Below are 18999 nucleotides of genomic sequence, written 5' to 3'. Positions count from 1 at the left end.
GGGCGGGCAGGGTCTTGTGTCGAATCATGGATGTCTCCTCTGTCTTTGTTGGGCCGATTCGTGGGATCCGGCTTGTGTGGAGTTGCAGACCTGGCGAGGTCAGCACGGGGCGGAGCTTACAGAGGAGGTTCCTGCGAAAAACCGTGCTTCTGGCAGGCTTTGCGCGATTGTCGCGCTGATTGGCGCGATTGGCGCGCAGCTTCGGGGGCGGGGCTGTTGGGTCGAAAAATTGCTGCGACGCGGTATCCAAGCTGGGCGATTGTCGCGCCGTGCTGTGCGTTAATCGCCCAAGACTGGTGTTTAGCGGATTTTGCCGCTGTGCCCGCGTCGCTAAGCTGCGCTCCATGTTGCGTCGCCCGGGATACCCCGGGCTTGGCCGCAACGGCGCGATGCACCGCCAGCTTTCCGCCCAGAGAGGGCCAACGGACGTCGTCGCATTCCCCCGGATAAAAAGGAGACACTCATGATCAGTGGCAAAACGACCGTCATCGCCCACCTCGGCTACCCGACCGAGGCTTTCAAGGCCCCGATGATCTACAACCCGTGGTTCGAGTCGAAGGGCATCGACGCGGTGGTGATGCCGATGGGCGTCAAGCCGGAGGACTACCCGGCGGCGATCCAGTCCCTGCGCAAGATGACCAACCTGCGCGGCGCGCTGGTGACCATGCCGCACAAAGTCACCACCATGTCGCTGGTGGATGAGGTGACGCCGACCGCGAGCGTCGCCGGCGCCTGTAACGCGATCCTGCTGCGCCCGGACGGCACCCTGCTCGGCGACCAGTTCGACGGCGCCGGCTTCGTGCGCGGCGTGCTGCGCAAGGGCTTCGAGCTGAAGGGCAAGCGCGTGCTGGTGTCCGGCAACGGCGGCGTGGGCTGTGCGATCGCCGCTTCGCTGGCGGCGGCCGGCGTCGCCGAGATCGCCTTGTACGACAACTTCGAGGCCTCGTCGAAGAGCCTCGCCGAGCGCCTGGTTGCCCACTACCCCGAGCTCAAGGTCAGCACTGGCTCGAACGATCCGGCTGGCTTCGACCTGATCGTCAATGCCACGCCGCTGGGCATGAAGGAAGACGATCCGCTGCCCTTCGACATGGACCGCGTGGCGCCGACCACCTTCGTCGGTGAAGTGGTGATGAAGCAAGCCATTACGCCGCTGCTCGCCGCCGCCCAGGCCAAGGGCTGCCCGATCCAGGTCGGCACCGACATGCTGTTCGAGATGATCCCGGCCTACCTGGAGTTCTTCGGCTTCGGCACCGCCACGCCGGATGAGCTGCGCGCCGTGGCGCAGATCAAGTACTGAGGAGGCGCGCGCGATGAAGAAGATCCTGATGCTGCACGGCATCAACCACAATATGTTCGGCAAGCGCGACCCGGTGCAGTACGGCACCGTCACGCTGGAGGAGATCGACGGCCAGTTGCAGGCTCTGGGCCGCGAACTGGGCGTCGAGGTGGACAGCTACCAGACCAACCAGGAAGGCGACATGTGCCTGCGCATCCACCAGGCCTTCACCGATGGCGTGGATGCGGTGCTGATCAACGCCGGCGCGTGGACCCACTACAGCTACGGCATCCGCGACGCGCTGGCGATCCTGACCTGCCCGATCGTCGAGCTGCACATGTCCAACATCCACGCCCGCGAGCCGTTCCGCCACGTGTCGGTGTTTGCCGACATCGTGAAGGGGCAGATCTGTGGTTTTGGCGTGGACAGCTACCTGCTTGCCCTGCGTGCGGCGGTGTCGGCTATCCGCTGATGGCGCCTAGAGCAGCGACAGCAGCGCGTGCTCGGCTTCGCGCAGGACTGGCAAGGCGCGGGTCAGGGCCTGCTGCGTGGTTTCGTTGCCTATCGGCAGGCTCACGCTGATGGCCCCGACGACCACGCCGGCGCGGGTTCGCACCGGCACGGCGATGCCACGGCGATCCTGCTCGAGCTGCTGTTCCAGGATGCTGTAGCCATTGGTCCGCGCTTTGTCGATCACGGCGCGGACGTCCTCCACGTTGGTATAGCTGTGCGGGGTGTAGGGAATGAACTTGCGCCCCGTCAGCCAGCGCTCCACCTCCTCGGCGGGCTTGCAGGCCAGCAGCACGATGCCCGCCGAGGCCAGGTTGGCGGCAATGCGGGCGCCGAGCACGAAGCCCAGGCTCTGCACGCGGCCGGTACCGTTGCGGGCCACAAAGACCACCTCGTCCTCGTCGAGCACCGCAAAGAAGGCTGAACCGCCCAATTCGATGCTGATCCGCTGCAGGAAGGGCTGTACCGCCCGTGGCACCTTGGCTGAATCGAAATAGGACCAGCCCAGGCGCAGGATGCGCGGCGTCAGCCAGAAATGGGTGCCGTCGCTGTCCACGTAGCCCAGGTGCTGCAAGGTCAGCAGGTAGCGCCGTGCTGCGGTGCGGGTGATGCCGGTGCGCCGCGCGGCAGTGGAGGGCGTCAGGCGTGGGTGCGCGTCGCTGAACGCCTCGATGATGCGCAAGCCCTTTTCGAGACCGGCGATCCAGTCGCGTCGGTCGAGTTCCTGTTCTTCGTCGGCCATTTCCGTGTCTCCGTCTCGGACGCCCACCGTTTGATACCGCCGGTGCAAAGCGCGCGATTGTTGGTGTGGAGTGCGCGATTGTCGCGCAGTAAGCCCTGCTGGGCAATGGTCCGTCCAAAACGGGCTGCCTACCATTCTGTCTATAAACAAGCACAACAGGCGGAGACCCTTGATGCGCCGAGCCATTGCCACTGTCTGCATCAGTGGAACCCTCGAAGAGAAGCTGGAATCCATTGCCCGCGCGCGTTTCGACGCGGTGGAGATCTTCGAGAACGACCTCATCTACAGCCGTATGTCGCCGCGCGAGATCCGCCAGCGCTGTGCCGACCTGGGCCTGGGCATCGACCTCTACCAGCCCTTCCGCGACATGGACGGCGTGGACGACGCCCGTTTCAAGCGTAATCTGGACCGCGCCCAGCGCAAGTTCGATCTGATGGTCGAGCTCGGTGCGCCGATGCTGCTGGTGTGCTCCAACGTGCAGGCCAACACCATCTGCGACGATGAGCTGATGGCTTCGCAACTCCACGCGATGGCCGAGAAGGCCGCCGAGCGCGGGCTGCGCATCGCCTACGAGGCGCTGGCCTGGGGCCACCACGTCAATCGCTACGGCCATTCCTGGGAGATCGTCAAAAAGGCCGACCACCCGCATCTGGGGATCTGCCTGGACAGTTTCCACATCCTGTCGCGTGGCGACGATCCGGCCGGCATCGAGCAGATCCCCGCCGACAAGCTGTTCTTCCTGCAACTGGCTGACGCGCCGCGGATGGTGATGGACGTGCTGCAGTGGAGCCGCCATTACCGCTGCTTCCCGGGCCAGGGCACCTTCGACCTGGTCGGCTTCATGGAGCACGTGCTGAAGGCCGGCTATCCGGGCCCGCTGTCGCTGGAGATCTTCAACGACGTGTTCCGCGCCGCGCCGAACCGCCGCACGACCCTCGACGCCTTCTCGTCGCTGCTCTACCTCGAGGAACAGATCCGCGCGCGCCTGGAAGCCCAGGCCGTCAGCGATACTGCTGCCCGCGCGCTGACCGAGCGCATCGAGCTGTTCAACCCGCCGGCGCCGCCCAAGCTGCGTGGCCTGTCCTTCATCGAGTTCGCGGTGGATGACGCGTCCGGCAAGGCCCTCGGCAAGGCGTTGCAGGGCTTGGGCTTCGATCACTCCGGCACCCACCGCACCAAGAACGTCGAGCTCTACCAGCAGGGTGACGTGCGCCTGGTGCTCAACAACGAGCCGGGCTCCTTCGCCAGCGATTACTTCCAGCGCCGCGGGCCGTCGATCTGCGCGCTGGGCCTGGCCACCGACGACGGCCAGCGGGCGGTGAACCGCGGCGTGGCCTTCCACGTGCCCAGCCATGCCGGCCGCGTGGGCCCCAACGAGGCTTTGATCCCGGCGCTGCGCGCGGTGGACGACAGCATCATCTACTTCGTGTCCCAGGCGCTGGAGGACAAGGGCTTCCTCGAGACCGATTTCGTCGTCGACCCGGCAAAGCTCGGCCGCAGCAAGGCCGGCATCCGCAGCGTGGATCACCTGGCGGAAGGCTTCCCCTTCGAGCAGTTCGATACCGGCGTGCTGTTCAACCGCGTGGTGCTGGGCCTGCATCCGCAGGAGAGCATGGAGCTGGCCGATCCCAACGGGCTGGTGCGCAGCTGTGCGATGGTCGATGCGGGCCAGTCCCTGCGCATCGCCCTCAACGTGTCCCACAGCCGCGCCACCGTCACCGGGCGCAGCATGGAGGCGCTGCAGGGCGGCGGGGTGCACCACATTGCGCTGGCCAGCGATGACCTCTTTGTCACCGCCGAGTACCTGGCCAAGCACGGCATCGCGCTGCTCGACGTGGCCGACAATTATTATGAAGACCTGCCGGCCCGTTTCGAGCTGGACGACGCGCTGCTCGAACGCATGCGCCGCCTCGGGGTCCTCTACGACCGCAACGAGGAGGGGGAATTCTTCCACTTCTACACCCAGATGTTCGTGGACCGCTTTTTCTTCGAAATCGTCCAGCGCCGTGACGGCTATGCCGGCTTCGGGGCTTCCAACGCACCGGTCCGCATGTCGGCCCAGGCGAGGAGGGGCTGACGGCTTGACGGTTTGCGGAGTGTGCAGGGGTGAGTGAGAGAAGGGTTCCCGAGTCGATACGTGCGTTGCGGTCGGCCAATTTCCGGCTGTACTTCTTTGGCCAGGCGGTGTCGCTGCTGGGCTCATGGATCCAGCAGGTGGCGCTGGTGTGGCTGGTGTACCGGCTGACCGGGTCCGCGGCGTTGCTCGGCGTGACCACCTTTGCATCCTTGGCCCCGCAGTTGTTGCTCGGGCCGCTGGCCGGCGCATGGATCGACAAGCAGGACAAGCGGCGCTGCCTGATCGTCGTGCAGTCCCTGCTCGCGACCCAGGCGCTGACGCTGGCGGTGCTGACGGCGCTGGGCTGGATCGGGCCGACGCTGATCGTCGCCATGTCCCTGCTGCTCGGCGTGCTGAGCAGTTTTGATGCGCCGCTGCGCCATTCGCTGATCAACGCCTTCGTGGAAAGCCGTGAGGACTTGCCCAATGCACTGGCGCTCAACTCGATGCTGGTCAATGGCGGCCGCTTCTTCGGGCCGCCGGTGGCCGGGTTGCTGCTGGGGCTGAGTTCGGAGGCGGTGTGTTTCGGCCTCAATGCGCTGTCTTTCATGGCGCTGATCTTCGCGGTGCTGCGTGCCGACGGGCGCATGCCGGAGCCGGTGCGCGGCCCGGTCGGGCGGGTCTTCAAGGAAGGCGCGCGCTATGTGTGGGACACCTGGTATGTGCGGGTGCTGATCGGCGTGGTCATCGGCGTGAACCTGACCGCGTCGAGCTATGCGACGCTGCTGCCGATCCTGGCCAAGGACGTCTTCCTCGGCGATGCGAAGACCCTCGGCTGGCTGTGGGGCGGGGCGGGAGGCGGGGCCTTCCTGGGGACCATCGTGCTGACCCGAGTGCGTTCGCTGGCGCGGCTGAGCCAGGGCGTGGTTGCCGCGGTGGCGATCAGCGCTGTGGCGTTGGTCGGCATCGGCGCCAGCCACCTGCCGGCGCTGGCCTTTGCCGGGCTGGTGCTGCTGGGCTTCGGCATCACCGTCTGCAACGCCGGCATCAACATGCTGCTGCAGTCGAGCACGCCGGAGACCATGCGCGGTCGCGTGGTGTCCTTCTTCATGGCGACGCGCTTCGGCTTCGACGCCATCGGTGGGCTGGCGGCCGGTCTGCTGGCGGCCTGGTGGGGCGTGCAGGTGGCCTTGTGGATCGAGGGCGTGCTGCTGTTCGTCTGCCTCGGTTTTCTGTTTTCCCATCGTGGGCGGCTGGAGAGCGACCTGCGGCACTGAACTTGTACTGGCTTTTCCCACCCGGCGGGCACCTCTCCTCCCAAACTACCCGCCGGTCTTTAGCATCCCGCCGAGCATTGCGCTCTGGCGGGATTTTTTTGGTTTGGGTTTGGGGGGGATGGGCGAATGAATTCGCCCCCACAGCGGCAAGCTGCCAACCGGAGGCTCCCGTGGGGGCGAATTCATTCGCCCGCCCCCCGCCCAGCGCGATCCGCGTCCGCCTCTGCCTTCGCCGACCGCAACACCGCCTCTGCATCGCCGCGCACCTGCGCGGCAAGTTCGCTGGCCAGGCCGAGGCGACGCAGCAGCCACGGGCTCAGGTCCTGTTCGAAAGGGTCGGGCAGGGCGGGGGGCTCCTGTGCCGGGGGTTGAGCCATCGGCTGCGGGTCGGAGGCTGTCAGCGCCTGATCGATGGCCTCAGCGGCCTGTTGCAGCGGAAGCTGGATACGCGCCGCGTCGAGGCGGCCGCGGCGCGACATCAGCATCGTCTTCACCGCGGTGAGCTGGGCGAGGAGCTGGTAGTTGTGGGCCAGCAGACGCCCCAGGGCTTCCAGCGGCGGGCGTACCGCGCGGGGTTCGGCGAGGGATTGCTGGGTGGCCTGTACCAGCGCCGACAGGCTGTCGTAGGCCTCGCGCCGGGCCAGCCGCCAGGCCAGTTCGGGTTCGTTGTCCACCGCCTGCAACTGCCCGAGGCCCAGCGCGACACGGGCGTGGTGGGCCTGGGCGGCGAGGCTGCGGGCGACGAGGGCCGGGATGCGGCCGCGCTCCCAGCTGGGCAGCACGTAGGCGAAGGCCCAGGCGATGGCGACGCCGGCCAGCGTGTCGGCGATGCGCTCGATGACTTCGAAGGTGGCGCTGCCGGCGTTCAGCATGTGGCTCTGTACCAGGCCCATGACTGTTGCGGCTACCGCAGCGACGATGTAGCGCCGCACTGCGAAGGCGTGGGCGATGCCCTGGGCCAGCATGACGATCAGCAGCAGGAGGACGGAAGGCGGATGGATCGCCAGCAGCGCGCCGGTCAGCACGCAACCGAGCAGGGTGCCGAGCACCCGGTGGTTGCGCCGTTCGACGGTCTGGGCCAGGCTGCCGCGCAGCACCACGACGATGGTCAGCAGGATCCAGTAGTCGTGGGTGCCCCAGGGTACGGCGAGGGACAGCGCGTAGGCGCTGCCGATGGCAAGGGCGGCGCGGATCGCGTGGCGCAGCGGCGGCGCGTTCCAGTGCCACAGCTCGGAGAGCGGTTGCCAGGACCAGGCCGTGGGGCTGACGAAGGCCTGCCAGGCGGTGCGCACCAGGCTCAGGTCGGGTTGCGCCTCGCCGCGGGCGAGGGCGATCAGGCGCAGGGTTTCGTCGTTGATGTGGCCCAGGCGGTTGCTGAGGCCGCGGGCCAGCATCGCCGTCGACGGGGTGCTGTCGTTGGCGCCGTGGTCTTCTTCATCGGGCAACTCCAGGCGGGCAAGTCGGGGCCGATGGCTGGCGAAGGGCTCCGGCTGGCGGCCGATTAGCAGGGCGTCGGCGAGGCTGTCCAGCTCGTCGGCCAGGGTACCGAGGATCTCGCCGAGGGCATTGAGCAGTGGCGGGTGGCCGGGGTGGGCGCGCAGGGTGTCCACGTCCAGTTCGCTGGCCAGCAGGTGGTCGCGCATCTCCAGTACCTGCAGCAGCATGCCGGCCAGGCGTTGGCGGCGTGGCGTGCGTGGGGATTCGAGCAGGATGTTGCGGGCCGCCTGCAACTGGTCGGCCAGTGAGGCCTGGCGGTGCAGCAGCTCGCCGATCAGCGGGGCGGCATCCGACGGCTGGGACAGGGCAGAGAATTGCCGTGCCTGGCAGCGCATCAGGCCCGCCAGCGCAAAGAGCACGTCGGCCAGCATCTGGATCCGGTAGCGGGCGTTGAGGGCTGAGTTGGCCAGGCTGGCGAACACCAGGTAGCCCGCGCTGCCGATGGTGCAGTACAGGCCGGTCGTTGCGATGCTGCCGGTGCCGCCCTGCACCGGCACAGCCATCGACAGCACCAGCGCGAACATTATCGAAATGGAGATCGGTAGCCCGCGCTTGCCCCAGGCGCCGGCCAGGAAGGCGATGAAGCTGGCCGGCACCAGCAGCAGGCCGAGCAGCACCGGCGCGTTGTGCAGGGCCTGGACGGCGAGGAACAGCGGCAGGCCGATCAACGCGGCCGGCAGCAGCTGCCAGAACTTGCCGCGCTGGGGAGCAGGCTGGTCCGGCGGAATCACGATGGCCACGCCCACCGATGCCGCCGCCGCGGCGAACGCGCCGAAGTAGAAGTGCATGACACCGGAAATCAGCAACATGCCGAGCGCCGCCACCAGGCCGCTGGCCACGTAATGGCTCAGCGCGATGCGCCGGGCGGCCCGCAGGGAGCGGTCGATGCGGGAAAGGGTCTGCATGGTGCCTATGCTGGGCCTCCGGCAAGAGGGTCGATGGCAGGCAGAGGTTAAGTCGCAGGAGCGGGACGAGGCAAGGTGGCGACTTCTGAGGGGGGGGATAGGGAATGCTGTGGGGGGCTGTGGGGGCGAATGAGTTCGCTCCCACATGCTTCCGATTTCCCCCGCGGCGCTTCCATGAAAAAAGCCGGCAAAGCCGGCTTTCCGTGACGTTTCTTGCTATATCGCTTACCAGTGCGTTTCCCGGTCCGGCGTCGCGGTGATCTTGTGGATCGTCAGGTCGGCGCCGTCGAATTCTTCCTCCGCATCCAGGCGGATGCCGACGATGGACTTCAGTGCGCCATAGACGATGGTACCGCCCGCTGCGGCGACGACGATGCCGCCGGCGGTGCCGATCAACTGCGACACGATGCTGATCCCACCGATGCCGCCCAGCGCCTTGGCCCCGAAGATGCCCGCTGCGATGCCACCCCAGGCGCCGCACAGGCCATGCAGCGGCCACACGCCGAGCACGTCGTCGATCTTCCAGCGGTTCTGGGTAATGGTGAACAGCTGTACGAACAGCACACCGGCGATCAGGCCGGTGGCCAGCGCACCGATCGGGTGCATCAGGTCGGAGCCCGCACATACGGCGACCAGACCGGCCAGCGGGCCGTTGTGGATGAAGCCCGGGTCGTTCTTGCCGAGGACCATTGCCGCCAGCGTGCCGCCGACCATCGCCATCAGGGAGTTGAGGGCGACCAGGCCGCTGACCTTGTCGAGGGTCTGGGCAGACATCACGTTGAAGCCGAACCAGCCGACGGTGAGGATCCACGCGCCGAGGGCCAGGAAGGGGATGTTGGAAGGCGGGTGGGCGGAGACGTTGCCGTCCTTGGTGTAGCGGCCACGGCGTGCTCCGAGCAGCAGCACGGCGGGCAGCGCGATCCAGCCGCCGACCGCATGCACCACGACCGAGCCGGCGAAGTCATGGAACTTGGCGCCGAAGGCCGCTTCCAGCCACGGCTGGATGCCGAGGTTGTCGTTCCAGGCGATGCCCTCGAAGAAGGGATAGACGAAGCCGACCAGCAGGAAGGTGGCGACGCTCTGGGGGTGGAATTTGGCACGCTCGGCGATGCCGCCGGAGATGATGGCCGGGATGGCGGCGGCGAAGGTCAGCAGGAAGAAGAACTTGACCATCTCGTAGCCGCTCTTCTGCGCCAGCACTTCAGCGCTGGAGAAGAAGTTGACCCCGTAGGCCACCGTGTAGCCGATGAAGAAGTAGGCGACGGCGGATACGCCGAAGTCGGTAAGGATCTTGACCAGCGCATTGACCTGATTCTTCTTGCGCACCGTGCCGACTTCCAGGAAGGCGAAGCCGGCATGCATCGCAAGCACCATGATGGCGCCTAGCAGCACGAAGAGAACGTTGCTGGTGTTACTGATTTGCTCCATTTTGGGCTCCGAAAATGAAGCGAGGCACCAAGCAGGTGCTGTGCCAGCTCAATTTTAGTGAAAACCCCTGATGAATGAAGGGCTTGCCATCAGGGTAAGGTATGGTTTGGCACCATGATCGTGCAAGTTGATGGTTTGCGCACCAAATTAATGCATCTTCGAGATGGATTCCACAAGCCGCGGTTGGGGGGGGCGTGGTGGAGAATTACTGTGAGGAGGCAGTGGGGGATTGCTGTAGGGGCGAATTCATTCGCCCTCGGAGCTCAAATAAGCACCTTGGGCGAATGAATTCGCCCCTACAAAATGACGCTTCCACGGGAGCGTCGATGTCCGGCCTACCAGGCGTTCTCCACCGCAATCTGCGCCGGCGCGCTCAGCCGGCTGAGGCGGAAGCCGCGCCCCAGCAGGGTCTTGTGCGTGTCATGCACCATGCTCGGGCTGCCGCAGATCATGATGCGGGAGTCGGCGAGAGTCAGAGGGATGCCGAGCCGGGCCTCCAGCTCACCGCTCTGCAGCAGAGCCGGGATGCGTGCATGGAGTGCGCCGGAAACTGAGTCGTCGCGGGTGGCGACCGGCTGGTATACCAGCTTGTGCCCGTGCTCGGCCCACAGCGGGTGGTCCCGCAGGGAGGCGATTTCCGCCCGGTAGGCGAGGTCATCGGCATTGCGCGCGCCATGCACCAGGATCAGGCGCTCGAAGCGCGTCCAGGTGGTCTCGTCCTGCAGGATCGCGAGATAAGGTGCCAGCCCGGTACCGGTGCCTAGCATCCAAAGATCACGTCCGTCGGCAAAGCGGTTGGTGGTGAAGAAGCCAAAGGGCTGGCGCTCCATCATCAACTCGTCGCCGACCTGCATCTGCGCCAGGCGGGAGGTGAAGGCGCCGTCCGGCACGATGATCGAGTAGAACTCCAGGTAGTCGTCCCAGGTTGCCGACGCCATCGAATAGGCCCGCCACACCGGTACCCCGTTGGCCTGGTGCAAGCCGAGGCGTGCGAATTGCCCCGGCACGAAGCGGAAACCCGGCTCCCGACTGAGCCGGAAGGACAGCAGGCGGGGGCTCCAGCGGTGTAGCCAGAGGATGCGGGCCGGGTGGAACTTGTCGTTGGGAGCGTCCATCGTGCATACCTCTCTTATGAGGCCTCTTCCGGGGCCTGTTTCCTGTGGGGGCGAGTTCATTCGCCGGACTCCGGTTCGACTGGCCGCGGGCGAATGAATTCGCCCCTACGGCTCACGCCCCATTTTGGGTGGCTGACGAGTTTCGGCAGCGGGTGACGAAAAATGTCACGTGAAGAATGGGTTTCCAGGGGTAGTGAGAGCGTGCTGAAGCCTATGTGGGATGGCAACAAGCTGTTTTTAAATGAAAAGGCGAAAACTGGCGCAGTGTTGGCACGCCGGTTGCCTCAGTCCCTGCGTACGAGGCGATAGCCCGCACCATCAAAATTCAACGAGTGGAGATCACATCATGAAGAAACAAGGCGGTTTCACCCTGATCGAACTGATGATCGTCGTGGCTATCATCGGCATCCTGGCCGCGATTGCTGTGCCTCAGTATCAAACCTACACTAAAAAGGCAAAGTTTACGGAGGTCGTGCAGGCTGCTCAGGGGTTCAAATCTCAGGTTGAGTCCTGCATACAGCAACAGTCCATTACTGCAGCCCCAGTAACTGGTTGTGACGCTGGAGGCAATTATGTGGGTGGTGCACCGACCTTTGATCAGGATAAGAGCAAAGTTGCTTCGGTTGCTGTCGCAGCCACTGGGGTAATCACTGCGACGTCCAATTCCAGTGGGCTCGCGAAGATCGATACTACTGGTTACACGTATATTATGACTCCGACCCCGTCCGGTTCTGATGTAACTTGGGCGATCACTGGCACCTGCAAGACTGCTGGCCTGTGCTGATCTGAAGCCAGCCTGACAGTCTGACTGCAAGGGCCCGGATGGCGAAAGCCTCCGGGCCCTTTGTCCTTCCGGAAGAGGGGCTTGCCAGGTCGGTGTGGGAGAATGGGTGACATGAACACAGCAACGTTCCTGCGTTCCCCGAATTGCGATGAGCGTCCGGACCGCGCCGACATTCGCCTCGTCGTCATCCACGCCATTAGCCTTCCGCCGGACCGCTTCGGTGGCCCCGGTGTAAGCCAGTTGTTTACCAACACCCTCGACCCGCTGGAGCATCCCTACTATGCGGGCATCCACCACCTGCGGGTTTCGGCCCATTTTTTCATTCGCCGTACCGGCGAGTTGATCCAGTTCGTCGATCCGCAGATGCGGGCGTGGCACGCCGGGGTGTCGTCCTGGCGCGGCCGTGAGCGTTGCAACGATTTCTCCATCGGTATCGAGTTGGAAGGCTGCGACACGCTGCCCTTCGAGGCTGCACAGTACGAGGTGTTGGCCGATCTGCTGGCTGAGCTTTGCGGGCGCTTTCCGATCGAGGGAATAACCGGTCATTCGGATATCGCTCCGGGGCGCAAGACCGACCCCGGGCCCTTCTTTTCGTGGACACGCCTGCGACATCTACTGGAGCTGCGCAGTACGGGACTGCCCGATCTTGTCGAGCCGGCGCCGCGGGAAGGAGATGGCGAGTGCATGCGCTGGCCGTTTCCGCTTGACGGGCGTCCTGTCTGAACTCCATCCGTCCCGCTGGATGACGTAATGGCTATGCACAAGTCTGCTCCGGTCCTCCACGTCACCTGTTTGTCCGCACTTGAAGCCGGACTCCGGGCGAGATTTCTGCTGCTGCTTGCGTCGCTGGCTCCGATGCTTATCTGGCTGATCTCGTCGGGGCGCCTCGCCCGCCCTCTGGAGGCGGCGGGCTGGGCGTTGCTGTGTGGGGTGCTGGCGGCGTCGGCGCCCGGGCGGGCGCTCCGTTGGGCCGCGGCGATGCAACTGCTGCTTCTGCCGCTGACTCTGGCCTGGATTGGCGCGGTTGCTGTTACCGGGATGGGGCCCTCCACCGCGAGCATTGGGTCCGCAACCAATGGGGCCTACAAGGAAGTCCTGACTGCCGCTCGCGTTGTGCTTTGGAATCGGCAGTTCCAGTTGGTTGCCGTGCTGTCTCTGGGGTTGGCCGCCGCCGCCGCACGGGCGGCCTGGCGCGCTCCGCAAGGCCGTAGTGGCTGGCTCTCTCTGGTCTTTCTGGCCGCCATGCTGCCGGCTTCGTCGGCGGTTCTCGATGCCGGAGGCTACGCGGGCTGGGCAAGGCTGGCTGGCCCGGAGGCGCGGATGGGCGTTGTCTGGCTGTCGCACCTCGAGATGGGTAAGGAGGGCCTGCGCACAGCATTGAGTCAGGCTGTCATGTCGGCCGAGGCACAGCCTCAGTTCGTCCGCAGCGCCGTTGGTGTGCCCCGCGAGTTCGATGCACAGCCCGGGGTGGCTGTGTTCATCGTCGGGGAGTCGCTGCGAGCGGATGCATTGCTGGATCCTGCCCGTGGCCAGTGGTCGGCCGGGTTAGCTGCGCGGCTGGAGCGAGGACTGGGAGTGCGCCTCCCCGATGCTTGCGCGGGAGGGAATGGCACCTTTGCGTCGGTCCCCCGTCTGCTGACCGTTGTTGATGTGGCGGATGAGGCGGGAGCCGCCCGCAAGCCGACGGTGCTTGCCATGGCAAAGGCTGCCGGGGCACGTACGGCCTACATCAATAACCACGAAATCTGGGTCGTGCCGGAGGAGGGGCATGACTTCAGTCAGAAGATTTCGTCGATGGACGTCAATACCTATGACGAGGTGGCGATAGACGCCGTGGCGGACTTTCTAAAGCGTACGGATGCGCGGTCAAAGGCGGTGCTGATTCACCTTTACGGTCAGCACTTCTTCTATGAGCAACGCTATCCCGCGGCGATGTTTCCGCCTGAGCCAACGGGGCTCGATGGTGAGGTGCTGAACGAGTTGCGCTATCAGCGGGCTGCGGAGTATGGAGCGAGCATCCTGCTGCGCGCTGCCGAAGTCCTCGACGCACAGCCGGAGCCTGCATTTTTGGTTTTCACCAGTGACCATGGCGAGAACCTGCCGTCCGATGGCACTGGGCGGCGGATGCACGCGGGGCCGACGAGCAGCCGGGCTGACTCGGTGGTACCGGCGATCGTGCTGTGGAATGCGGCCTTCCAGAGAAGCGGGCGTGCCAAGGTGCTCGATGTCTTGCGCCACAAAAAGGGGTTGATTGCCCATCGCGATGTCTCCCTTGCCTGGCTGGCATTGCTTGGACAACCAGGGGGAGTCTTGCCAACTTCGGATCCCAAAACCTGGGGGGCTCTTGAGCCGGGAGATCCCGCTTCCGCAGTGCGCTGCGCCTTGCTCAAGCCCTGAATTTTTATCCGGGGGGTGTCAGTCTGCATGGCGTCCGGGATATGCCATTGAGGTTGGTCCTGGTGGCGTACACAAGAGCTTGATTGACAAAACCCTGTCGAATCAATAGAATGCGTTCCGTGTGCATTTTTTGGCGCAAAAATCTTGTTACAAGTCGGTGCCTGAGCCGCCGCATAACCGGCCTTCTTCCCCCCGGTTACTGACCTTTTCAAGGTCTGGCTCGGTACTTTTTTTGGCACGCTGTCTGGTTGCATCAGCGTGTTTGGATCAACCCCTGGCGACCTAGTCCTTCGAGCGCCGTCGGCCGGTTTTTTGGCTGACGAGTTGAACCCGGCCCTGCTTTTTCGAGGGCTGTCGGGTGATACAAACGGATGTCCTGTCCCTGCTGTCCTAGGGGCGGTTGTGCGCGCGCGTTTGCTGGACTGTGGCCACAGAAAGGAGAGCCCATGTTCGCAACTCGTATCGCGAAGTTCGCACGTCACGCGGCTTCACTCATGCTTCACTTCGCCCACGGCGGTCTTCTTGTCGCGGGTCTCGTCCTCACCCTTTTCGTGGCATCCCGGATTGCCAACCATGGTGTGCAGGGTTTGTCCATCGAGAGCCTGACCGGTAGTTCCCAGGCATCCATCTCCGCGGTTGATGAGGCTGCGGCTGAGCCAGAGGCTGAAATCATCCAGGCAGCAGAAGCCGTATCTCCGGCCAAGCTCAGCCCGGATCTGCAGCGCGTCAAGACCTATGTCGCCAAGCGTTACCAGGTGTCGGCCGTGGCCCTCGAGCCGCTGCTGGCGTCGGCCCAGCAGACCGGGCGCAGCGTGGGCGTTGATCCCCTGCTGCTGGTGGCCGTGATGGCCATCGAATCCCGCTTCAATCCCTTTGCCGAGAGCCCGATGGGTGCGCAGGGACTGATGCAGGTGATCCCCAAGTTCCACCCCGACAAGGTGGATGTGAAATCGGACAAGAGTGCCCTGTTCGATCCTGAAACCAACATCCGCGTCGGCGCGCTGGTGCTCAAGGAGTACATCCAGAGCACCGGTTCCGTCGAGCGGGCCCTTCAGCAGTATGGGGGCGTCGGTGATCCGTCGGCGCCCTACGCCAGCAAGGTGATGGCCGTGAAGGCCATGCTGAGCCAGGTGGCCCGCAGTGGAGGAAGGATCGTCGGCGCCTGACCCGCGCCCGAGCCTGGGGAAGAGGAACCCGCCGAAAGGCGGGTTTTTTTGTTTACAGACTCAGGCGTTCAGGTTCGTTCCAGAACCCACACGGTTGCAGGTGGCAGGTTGTGTAAGACGGTGCGCTTGCGTTGCCAGACAAGATTCTTGGCTGGGCTGGGAAATGGAAGCCGGCCAAAATAGCTGTACTGGATCAACCTGAAGTGCGGGCTTTTTTCGCTGATCCTTGCAATCGCGCTGCTCAGCCGGTGTTTATCCCGTGTCGGCAGGGAGCGGAAGGGCAATGACGATACCAGGGTCAGATTGCTGTGCACGGGGAGGGAAAGGCGCTCGACTTCGCTCGCGCAATGGACGTGAATGCGCATGTCCGGAAACTTTTTGCGCAGATGCATGGCGAGCTCTGGGGTTTTCTCTATGGCGATGAGTTCGGTCATGAGGTGCCGGAACTCGAATAAGGCGCGGGTGATGGAGCCCGTGCCTGCGCCCAGTTCGATCACGATGCCAGGATGCCCGACGGCAAGAACTTCACGGACCATTGCTTCACCGAGAGGGCGTCCCGCCGGTGCGATGGCCCCGATGCGCCGAGGGTCGCGCAGGAAGGAACGCCAGAAGGGGAGCAGATCAGATTTCATTGCGAGGCTCCATTCACCTCGTGCTGCTCCCAGATCCGGAAAGACAGGTACTCGCTGACAGCTTTGGTGTTCGCGCAGAGCGCCAGGCCATGGGGACAGATTTCCTGGATGAGGCGGGTGGCGTCATCGCTGGGCTGGGGGGGGAGCCCGCTGATTTCGAGAAGGCGGGGCGCGAGGTAGGCGATGTCCGAAACCCTGTTTGAGGTGGCGGTTGGCGCCCCCGCTGCTCGGTTCGTGCGGATCGAGTACCAGGTTAGATAACGTAGCTGGTTGTCGTCGGGTGGTTGTGCAAAGAGTTTGTTCCCATAATGCTGGGCGTGTGTGGCCGTGCTGGCAAACAGTGGTTGATGATCGCCAAACCATGCCAGGACCCGGGGTTCAGGGGTGTCGAGCCAGCGCTTGCTGAGTTGGCTCAACGCCTCGACCGATTCTTGCAATCTCAGTAGATAGTCCGCGAGGGGCGGCGGCAAGGGGGCGAGAGCAGAAGGGACCGTTGAGGGCAGTTCGGCAAGCGTTTCGGCATGGGGGCCGTGGTTGCGGATCGTTAGCAGAAAAACGAATAGCGGTCGTCCATCGTTCAATTTGGCCACAGCATCGAGCGCCTTGGAAAACAGCGCTTCATCCTTGGTATGGCGCCAGTCCGAGCTCAAATTCAGGTCTTCCACTGCCAGGAAGTGCTCGAAGCCGTACTGTCGGTAGGCTTCCCGGGCGTTCAGGAAGTTTCCACCGACGGGGTATATCGCGATCGTCTGATAGCCAAGCCCCTGCAGATGCTTAGGTAAGGGCGCGCGCATGGCATGGGCCAGGTTGACGGGTGCGTGGGCTCCTGCAGGGCCGAACACCCTCCAGTCGAGACCGGTCAGGAAGGTGAATTCGGATAACCAGGTTCCACCCGCGGTGGTGTGTACGAACAGGGGGCCGGACTCTTGATCGGCGCCGGGGGGCGAAAATAAGGGCTGCGGGCAGGCGGGCACATTCGAACAGGCCGCGAGGAGTGTCGGGTCGAAGGTGCTTTCCTCCAAAACCACGAAGATGTCGGGTTTGCCTGTGGCGACTCGCTGGGCGGATGCCTGAAAGCGCTGCTGGTTGATGTGTGGAGGGAGCGTGAAGTGAGTGGACGCGTCCGTGAAGAAGATCTCGAGGAGGTCGGCAACGTTCCGTTCCTTGGTGGCTTCGAATTTCTGAAGCTGAGTGAAGCCATTCCCTAGGGCACGATCGTCACCAAACGTAGCTTGTTGTGGCAAGGCGGAATTCAGTCCATCGGCGCGGGCTAGCCAGGCTCCTGCCAGTAGCCCCGCGAGAGCCAGGCTGGCCAGCATGCGGGTAGAGCGGTGGCGGGGGGGGGCGAGCCGCCATGCCAGGATTGCGGCTGTCAGGATAAGCGCCAGCGCACCGAGCAGTATCGCTCCGAGTGATGGGTAAGATTTGAAGAGAACCGCGTTTTCGATCAGGTTTGATGCGAAAAACTTGACGTCCGCTAATGTCATCGGCTTGCCGAGGTAATCGATTTTGACCCATGACGCGTAGATCAGCATGGCGAAGCCGAGCGTGACGGACACGAGGCTGAACAGGGGGCGGCCGCTGAGGATCAGTAGAAAAACAACCAGCAGGCTTCCCAGCCAGGATGAGACCGGATGGTTGTTGATGCTCCACGCCAGCGCGAATGGCCCTATTCCAGAAGGTAGTAGTTGCAGGATCTCCAGGCCGGCCAGCAGACTGGTTGCAAGCATCGCGGCAAGGAGGGCGCGGATTGATCCGGACAAGTGCGGTGGGGTCATGCGTGCATTATGCAAGGAGCTTGTGTCGTCAGTCTTGTAGTCCGGGACTGGTGCTGACTTGTTTTCGGTCAGGATCGCTTTTCTGGAGCGGTGTGTTCATTCGCGGGCAGAGGCTCTCAGGCGTTTGTGGGCGAATGAATTCGCCCCTACAGGACGCGGGATATGCGTTCAACGGCTTCCAGCAGTCTTGTTGTTCCGGTGGTGTAGGCGATGCGAAGATGGCGCTCCGGTGCGTTGTCGCCGAAGTCGATGCCGGGTGTCGTGGCGACGCCGGCCTCTTCGATGAGACGACGGGCCAAGGTCTGGCTGTCCTGCGCGATGCCGGAGATGTCGGCGTACAGGTAGAAGGCCCCCTGGGGTTCGGTGGCGAACTGGAAGCCGAGCTGGCGTAGGGCGGGGAGCAGCGCGTTGCGGCGCTCGGCGAACTCGTGGCGGCGCTCTTCGAGGATGGCGATGGTGGCTGGCTCGAAGGCTGCCAGCGCCGCGTACTGGGCCGGCGTGGAGGGCGAAATGAAGAAGTGCTGGGCCAGCTTCTCGATGTCTCGCACGTAGGCTTCGGGGGCGACCAGCCAGCCGAGGCGCCAGCCGGTCATGCCGAAGTACTTGGAGAAGCTGTTCACTACGAAGACGTCGTCGAGCTGGCTGAGGGCGGTGCAGGCGTCTACGCCGTAGTTGAGGCCCTGGTAGATCTCGTCGACGATCAGCACGCCCTGGCGCCGGCTTACGGTTTCCTGCAGTGCGACGATTTCGTCGAGCGTCAGCAGGGTGCCGGTGGGGTTGGCGGGGCTGGCGACCATCAGGCCGCGGGTTTGTGTCGTCCAGGCTGCCTCGACCTGGGTAGGGGTGGGCTGGAAGCGGGTGCTGGCGTCCACCGGCAGGGCGCGCGGACAGCCTTCGAAGCTGCGCACCAGATGGCGGTTCGACGGATAGCCGGGGTCGGGCAGCAGCCACTCGTCGCCCGGGTCGGTTAGTGCTGCGAGGGCGAGCATCAGCGCGCCGGAGGCGCCGGGGGTGACAATGATGCGTTCCGGCGAGACGTTGGCGCCGAAGCGGTCGTGGTAGAAGCGGGCGATGGCTTCGCGCAGGATGGTGAGGCCGAGGGCGGGGGTGTAATGCACGTGGCCGCCGGCCAGAAAGCGCTGGGCCGCCTCGACGATCGGCTGGGGGCTGGGGAAGTCCGGCTCGCCCACTTCCAGGTGAATGATGTCGCGCCCGCTGGCGGCGAGTTCGTGGGCGCGCTTGAGGATCTCCATCACGTGGAAGGGCTGGATGTCGGCCATGCGGCGGGCGCTGCGGGTCATGGATGCGTTCCTGAAAGGCGGGGGTCGGAAAGGGGCTGTTGGGGCTTCAAACCAGTTGGGGGGGGCTGTGGGGGGGGGGTTATAAGAACCGGAGGGGGCCCAGGTTCAACCCCGGGGCCGGAAAAATCCCCCCCC

Annotated in this window: 15 protein-coding genes; 8 read left to right on the top strand and 7 right to left on the bottom strand. The window is 64.5% G+C overall.

Annotation, left to right across the window (positions count from 1 at the left end):
* Positions 1-463 precede the first annotated feature (463 nt).
* Together ACE3RX_RS13085 and aroQ are read left to right on the top strand one after the other, a co-directional pair.
* The gene (locus ACE3RX_RS13085; RefSeq protein ID WP_374484267.1) at positions 464-1297 is read left to right on the top strand and encodes a shikimate dehydrogenase; all 834 of its coding nucleotides are present in this window, start codon (positions 464-466) and stop codon (positions 1295-1297) included.
* A gap of 13 nt (positions 1298-1310) precedes the next feature.
* Positions 1311-1748: a type II 3-dehydroquinate dehydratase gene (aroQ, locus tag ACE3RX_RS13080; protein ID WP_374484265.1), complete on the top strand. Its 438-nt coding sequence runs from the start codon at positions 1311-1313 to the stop codon at positions 1746-1748.
* 6 nt (positions 1749-1754) lie between these two features.
* Here the strand turns inward: aroQ and ACE3RX_RS13075 are convergent, their stop codons facing one another.
* A complete protein-coding gene (locus tag ACE3RX_RS13075; RefSeq protein ID WP_374484263.1) occupies positions 1755-2528 on the bottom strand; it encodes an IclR family transcriptional regulator C-terminal domain-containing protein in 774 nt (257 codons plus the stop codon).
* Between the two features lie 172 nt (positions 2529-2700).
* On the opposite strand from ACE3RX_RS13075, the gene ACE3RX_RS13070 reads away from it, so the two are divergent.
* On the top strand, positions 2701-4605 hold the full coding sequence (locus ACE3RX_RS13070) for a bifunctional sugar phosphate isomerase/epimerase/4-hydroxyphenylpyruvate dioxygenase family protein (protein WP_374484260.1): 1905 nt from the start codon (positions 2701-2703) through the stop codon (positions 4603-4605).
* Between the two features lie 29 nt (positions 4606-4634).
* Positions 4635-5861, top strand: a complete 1227-nt coding sequence (locus ACE3RX_RS13065) for an MFS transporter (protein ID WP_374484257.1) — start codon at positions 4635-4637, stop codon at positions 5859-5861.
* Positions 5862-6043: 182 nt separating this feature from the next.
* Here ACE3RX_RS13065 and ACE3RX_RS13060 read toward each other — a convergent pair whose 3' ends face one another.
* The 3 genes from ACE3RX_RS13060 to ACE3RX_RS13050 form a co-directional block, all read right to left on the bottom strand.
* Complete coding sequence (locus ACE3RX_RS13060) at positions 6044-8263, bottom strand: FUSC family membrane protein (protein WP_374484255.1); 2220 nt, start codon at positions 8261-8263, stop codon at positions 6044-6046.
* Positions 8264-8488: 225 nt separating this feature from the next.
* Positions 8489-9691 carry an ammonium transporter gene (locus ACE3RX_RS13055; protein ID WP_374484251.1) on the bottom strand — a complete coding sequence of 401 codons (1203 nt, stop codon included), beginning with the start codon at positions 9689-9691 and terminating at the stop codon, positions 8489-8491.
* A 335-nt stretch (positions 9692-10026) separates the two neighbouring features.
* Positions 10027-10806, bottom strand: coding sequence for a ferredoxin--NADP reductase (locus ACE3RX_RS13050; protein ID WP_374484248.1), 780 nt, complete (start codon positions 10804-10806; stop codon positions 10027-10029).
* A 346-nt stretch (positions 10807-11152) separates the two neighbouring features.
* On the opposite strand from ACE3RX_RS13050, the gene ACE3RX_RS13045 reads away from it, so the two are divergent.
* The 4 genes from ACE3RX_RS13045 (at position 11153) to ACE3RX_RS13030 (ending at position 15153) form a co-directional block, all read left to right on the top strand.
* Entirely contained in the window at positions 11153-11590 is a 438-nt protein-coding gene (locus tag ACE3RX_RS13045; protein WP_374484245.1) for a prepilin-type N-terminal cleavage/methylation domain-containing protein, read from the top strand.
* 111 nt (positions 11591-11701) lie between these two features.
* Positions 11702-12313: a 1,6-anhydro-N-acetylmuramyl-L-alanine amidase AmpD gene (gene ampD, locus ACE3RX_RS13040; protein WP_374484241.1), complete on the top strand. Its 612-nt coding sequence runs from the start codon at positions 11702-11704 to the stop codon at positions 12311-12313.
* 27 nt (positions 12314-12340) lie between these two features.
* Entirely contained in the window at positions 12341-13987 is a 1647-nt protein-coding gene (locus ACE3RX_RS13035) for a sulfatase-like hydrolase/transferase (RefSeq protein ID WP_374484237.1), read from the top strand.
* A 446-nt stretch (positions 13988-14433) separates the two neighbouring features.
* Positions 14434-15153, top strand: coding sequence for a lytic transglycosylase domain-containing protein (locus ACE3RX_RS13030; RefSeq protein WP_374484235.1), 720 nt, complete (start codon positions 14434-14436; stop codon positions 15151-15153).
* A gap of 68 nt (positions 15154-15221) precedes the next feature.
* Here the strand turns inward: ACE3RX_RS13030 and ACE3RX_RS13025 are convergent, their stop codons facing one another.
* The 3 genes from ACE3RX_RS13025 to ACE3RX_RS13015 all read right to left on the bottom strand — a co-directional run bounded on the left by ACE3RX_RS13025 (position 15222) and on the right by ACE3RX_RS13015 (position 18864).
* The gene (locus ACE3RX_RS13025; protein ID WP_374484233.1) at positions 15222-15785 is read right to left on the bottom strand and encodes a class I SAM-dependent methyltransferase; all 564 of its coding nucleotides are present in this window, start codon (positions 15783-15785) and stop codon (positions 15222-15224) included.
* Positions 15782-17563 (bottom strand): sulfatase-like hydrolase/transferase, encoded by a 1782-nt coding sequence (locus tag ACE3RX_RS13020; protein ID WP_374484230.1) that lies wholly within the window; start codon positions 17561-17563, stop codon positions 15782-15784. Before ACE3RX_RS13020 ends, ACE3RX_RS13025 begins: the two co-directional genes overlap by 4 nt.
* 146 nt (positions 17564-17709) lie before the next feature.
* Positions 17710-18864, bottom strand: a complete 1155-nt coding sequence (locus ACE3RX_RS13015; protein ID WP_374484227.1) for a pyridoxal phosphate-dependent aminotransferase — start codon at positions 18862-18864, stop codon at positions 17710-17712.
* Between the last annotated feature and the right edge of the window lie 135 nt (positions 18865-18999).

The sequence above is a fragment of the Zoogloea sp. genome (assembly GCF_041914405.1).
Lineage (GTDB): Bacteria > Pseudomonadota > Gammaproteobacteria > Burkholderiales > Rhodocyclaceae > Zoogloea.
This window is presented reverse-complemented; position numbering and strand designations above follow the sequence as displayed.

Excerpts from the sequence above, each read along its gene's own strand:
- ACE3RX_RS13070 (WP_374484260.1), top strand. The coding sequence starts at position 2,701 with ATGCGCCGAGCCATTGCCACTGTCTGCATCAGTGGAACCCTCGAAGAG.
- ACE3RX_RS13030 (WP_374484235.1), top strand. The coding sequence starts at position 14,434 with ATGTTCGCAACTCGTATCGCGAAGTTCGCACGTCACGCGGCTTCACTC.
- ACE3RX_RS13020 (WP_374484230.1), bottom strand. The coding sequence starts at position 17,563 with ATGACCCCACCGCACTTGTCCGGATCAATCCGCGCCCTCCTTGCCGCG.
- ACE3RX_RS13015 (WP_374484227.1), bottom strand. The coding sequence starts at position 18,864 with ATGACCCGCAGCGCCCGCCGCATGGCCGACATCCAGCCCTTCCACGTG.
- ACE3RX_RS13035 (WP_374484237.1), top strand. The coding sequence starts at position 12,341 with ATGGCTATGCACAAGTCTGCTCCGGTCCTCCACGTCACCTGTTTGTCC.
- ampD (WP_374484241.1), top strand. The coding sequence starts at position 11,702 with ATGAACACAGCAACGTTCCTGCGTTCCCCGAATTGCGATGAGCGTCCG.
- aroQ (WP_374484265.1), top strand. The coding sequence starts at position 1,311 with ATGAAGAAGATCCTGATGCTGCACGGCATCAACCACAATATGTTCGGC.
- ACE3RX_RS13045 (WP_374484245.1), top strand. The coding sequence starts at position 11,153 with ATGAAGAAACAAGGCGGTTTCACCCTGATCGAACTGATGATCGTCGTG.
- ACE3RX_RS13060 (WP_374484255.1), bottom strand. The coding sequence starts at position 8,263 with ATGCAGACCCTTTCCCGCATCGACCGCTCCCTGCGGGCCGCCCGGCGC.
- ACE3RX_RS13025 (WP_374484233.1), bottom strand. The coding sequence starts at position 15,785 with ATGAAATCTGATCTGCTCCCCTTCTGGCGTTCCTTCCTGCGCGACCCT.
- ACE3RX_RS13055 (WP_374484251.1), bottom strand. The coding sequence starts at position 9,691 with ATGGAGCAAATCAGTAACACCAGCAACGTTCTCTTCGTGCTGCTAGGC.
- ACE3RX_RS13085 (WP_374484267.1), top strand. The coding sequence starts at position 464 with ATGATCAGTGGCAAAACGACCGTCATCGCCCACCTCGGCTACCCGACC.
- ACE3RX_RS13050 (WP_374484248.1), bottom strand. The coding sequence starts at position 10,806 with ATGGACGCTCCCAACGACAAGTTCCACCCGGCCCGCATCCTCTGGCTA.
- ACE3RX_RS13075 (WP_374484263.1), bottom strand. The coding sequence starts at position 2,528 with ATGGCCGACGAAGAACAGGAACTCGACCGACGCGACTGGATCGCCGGT.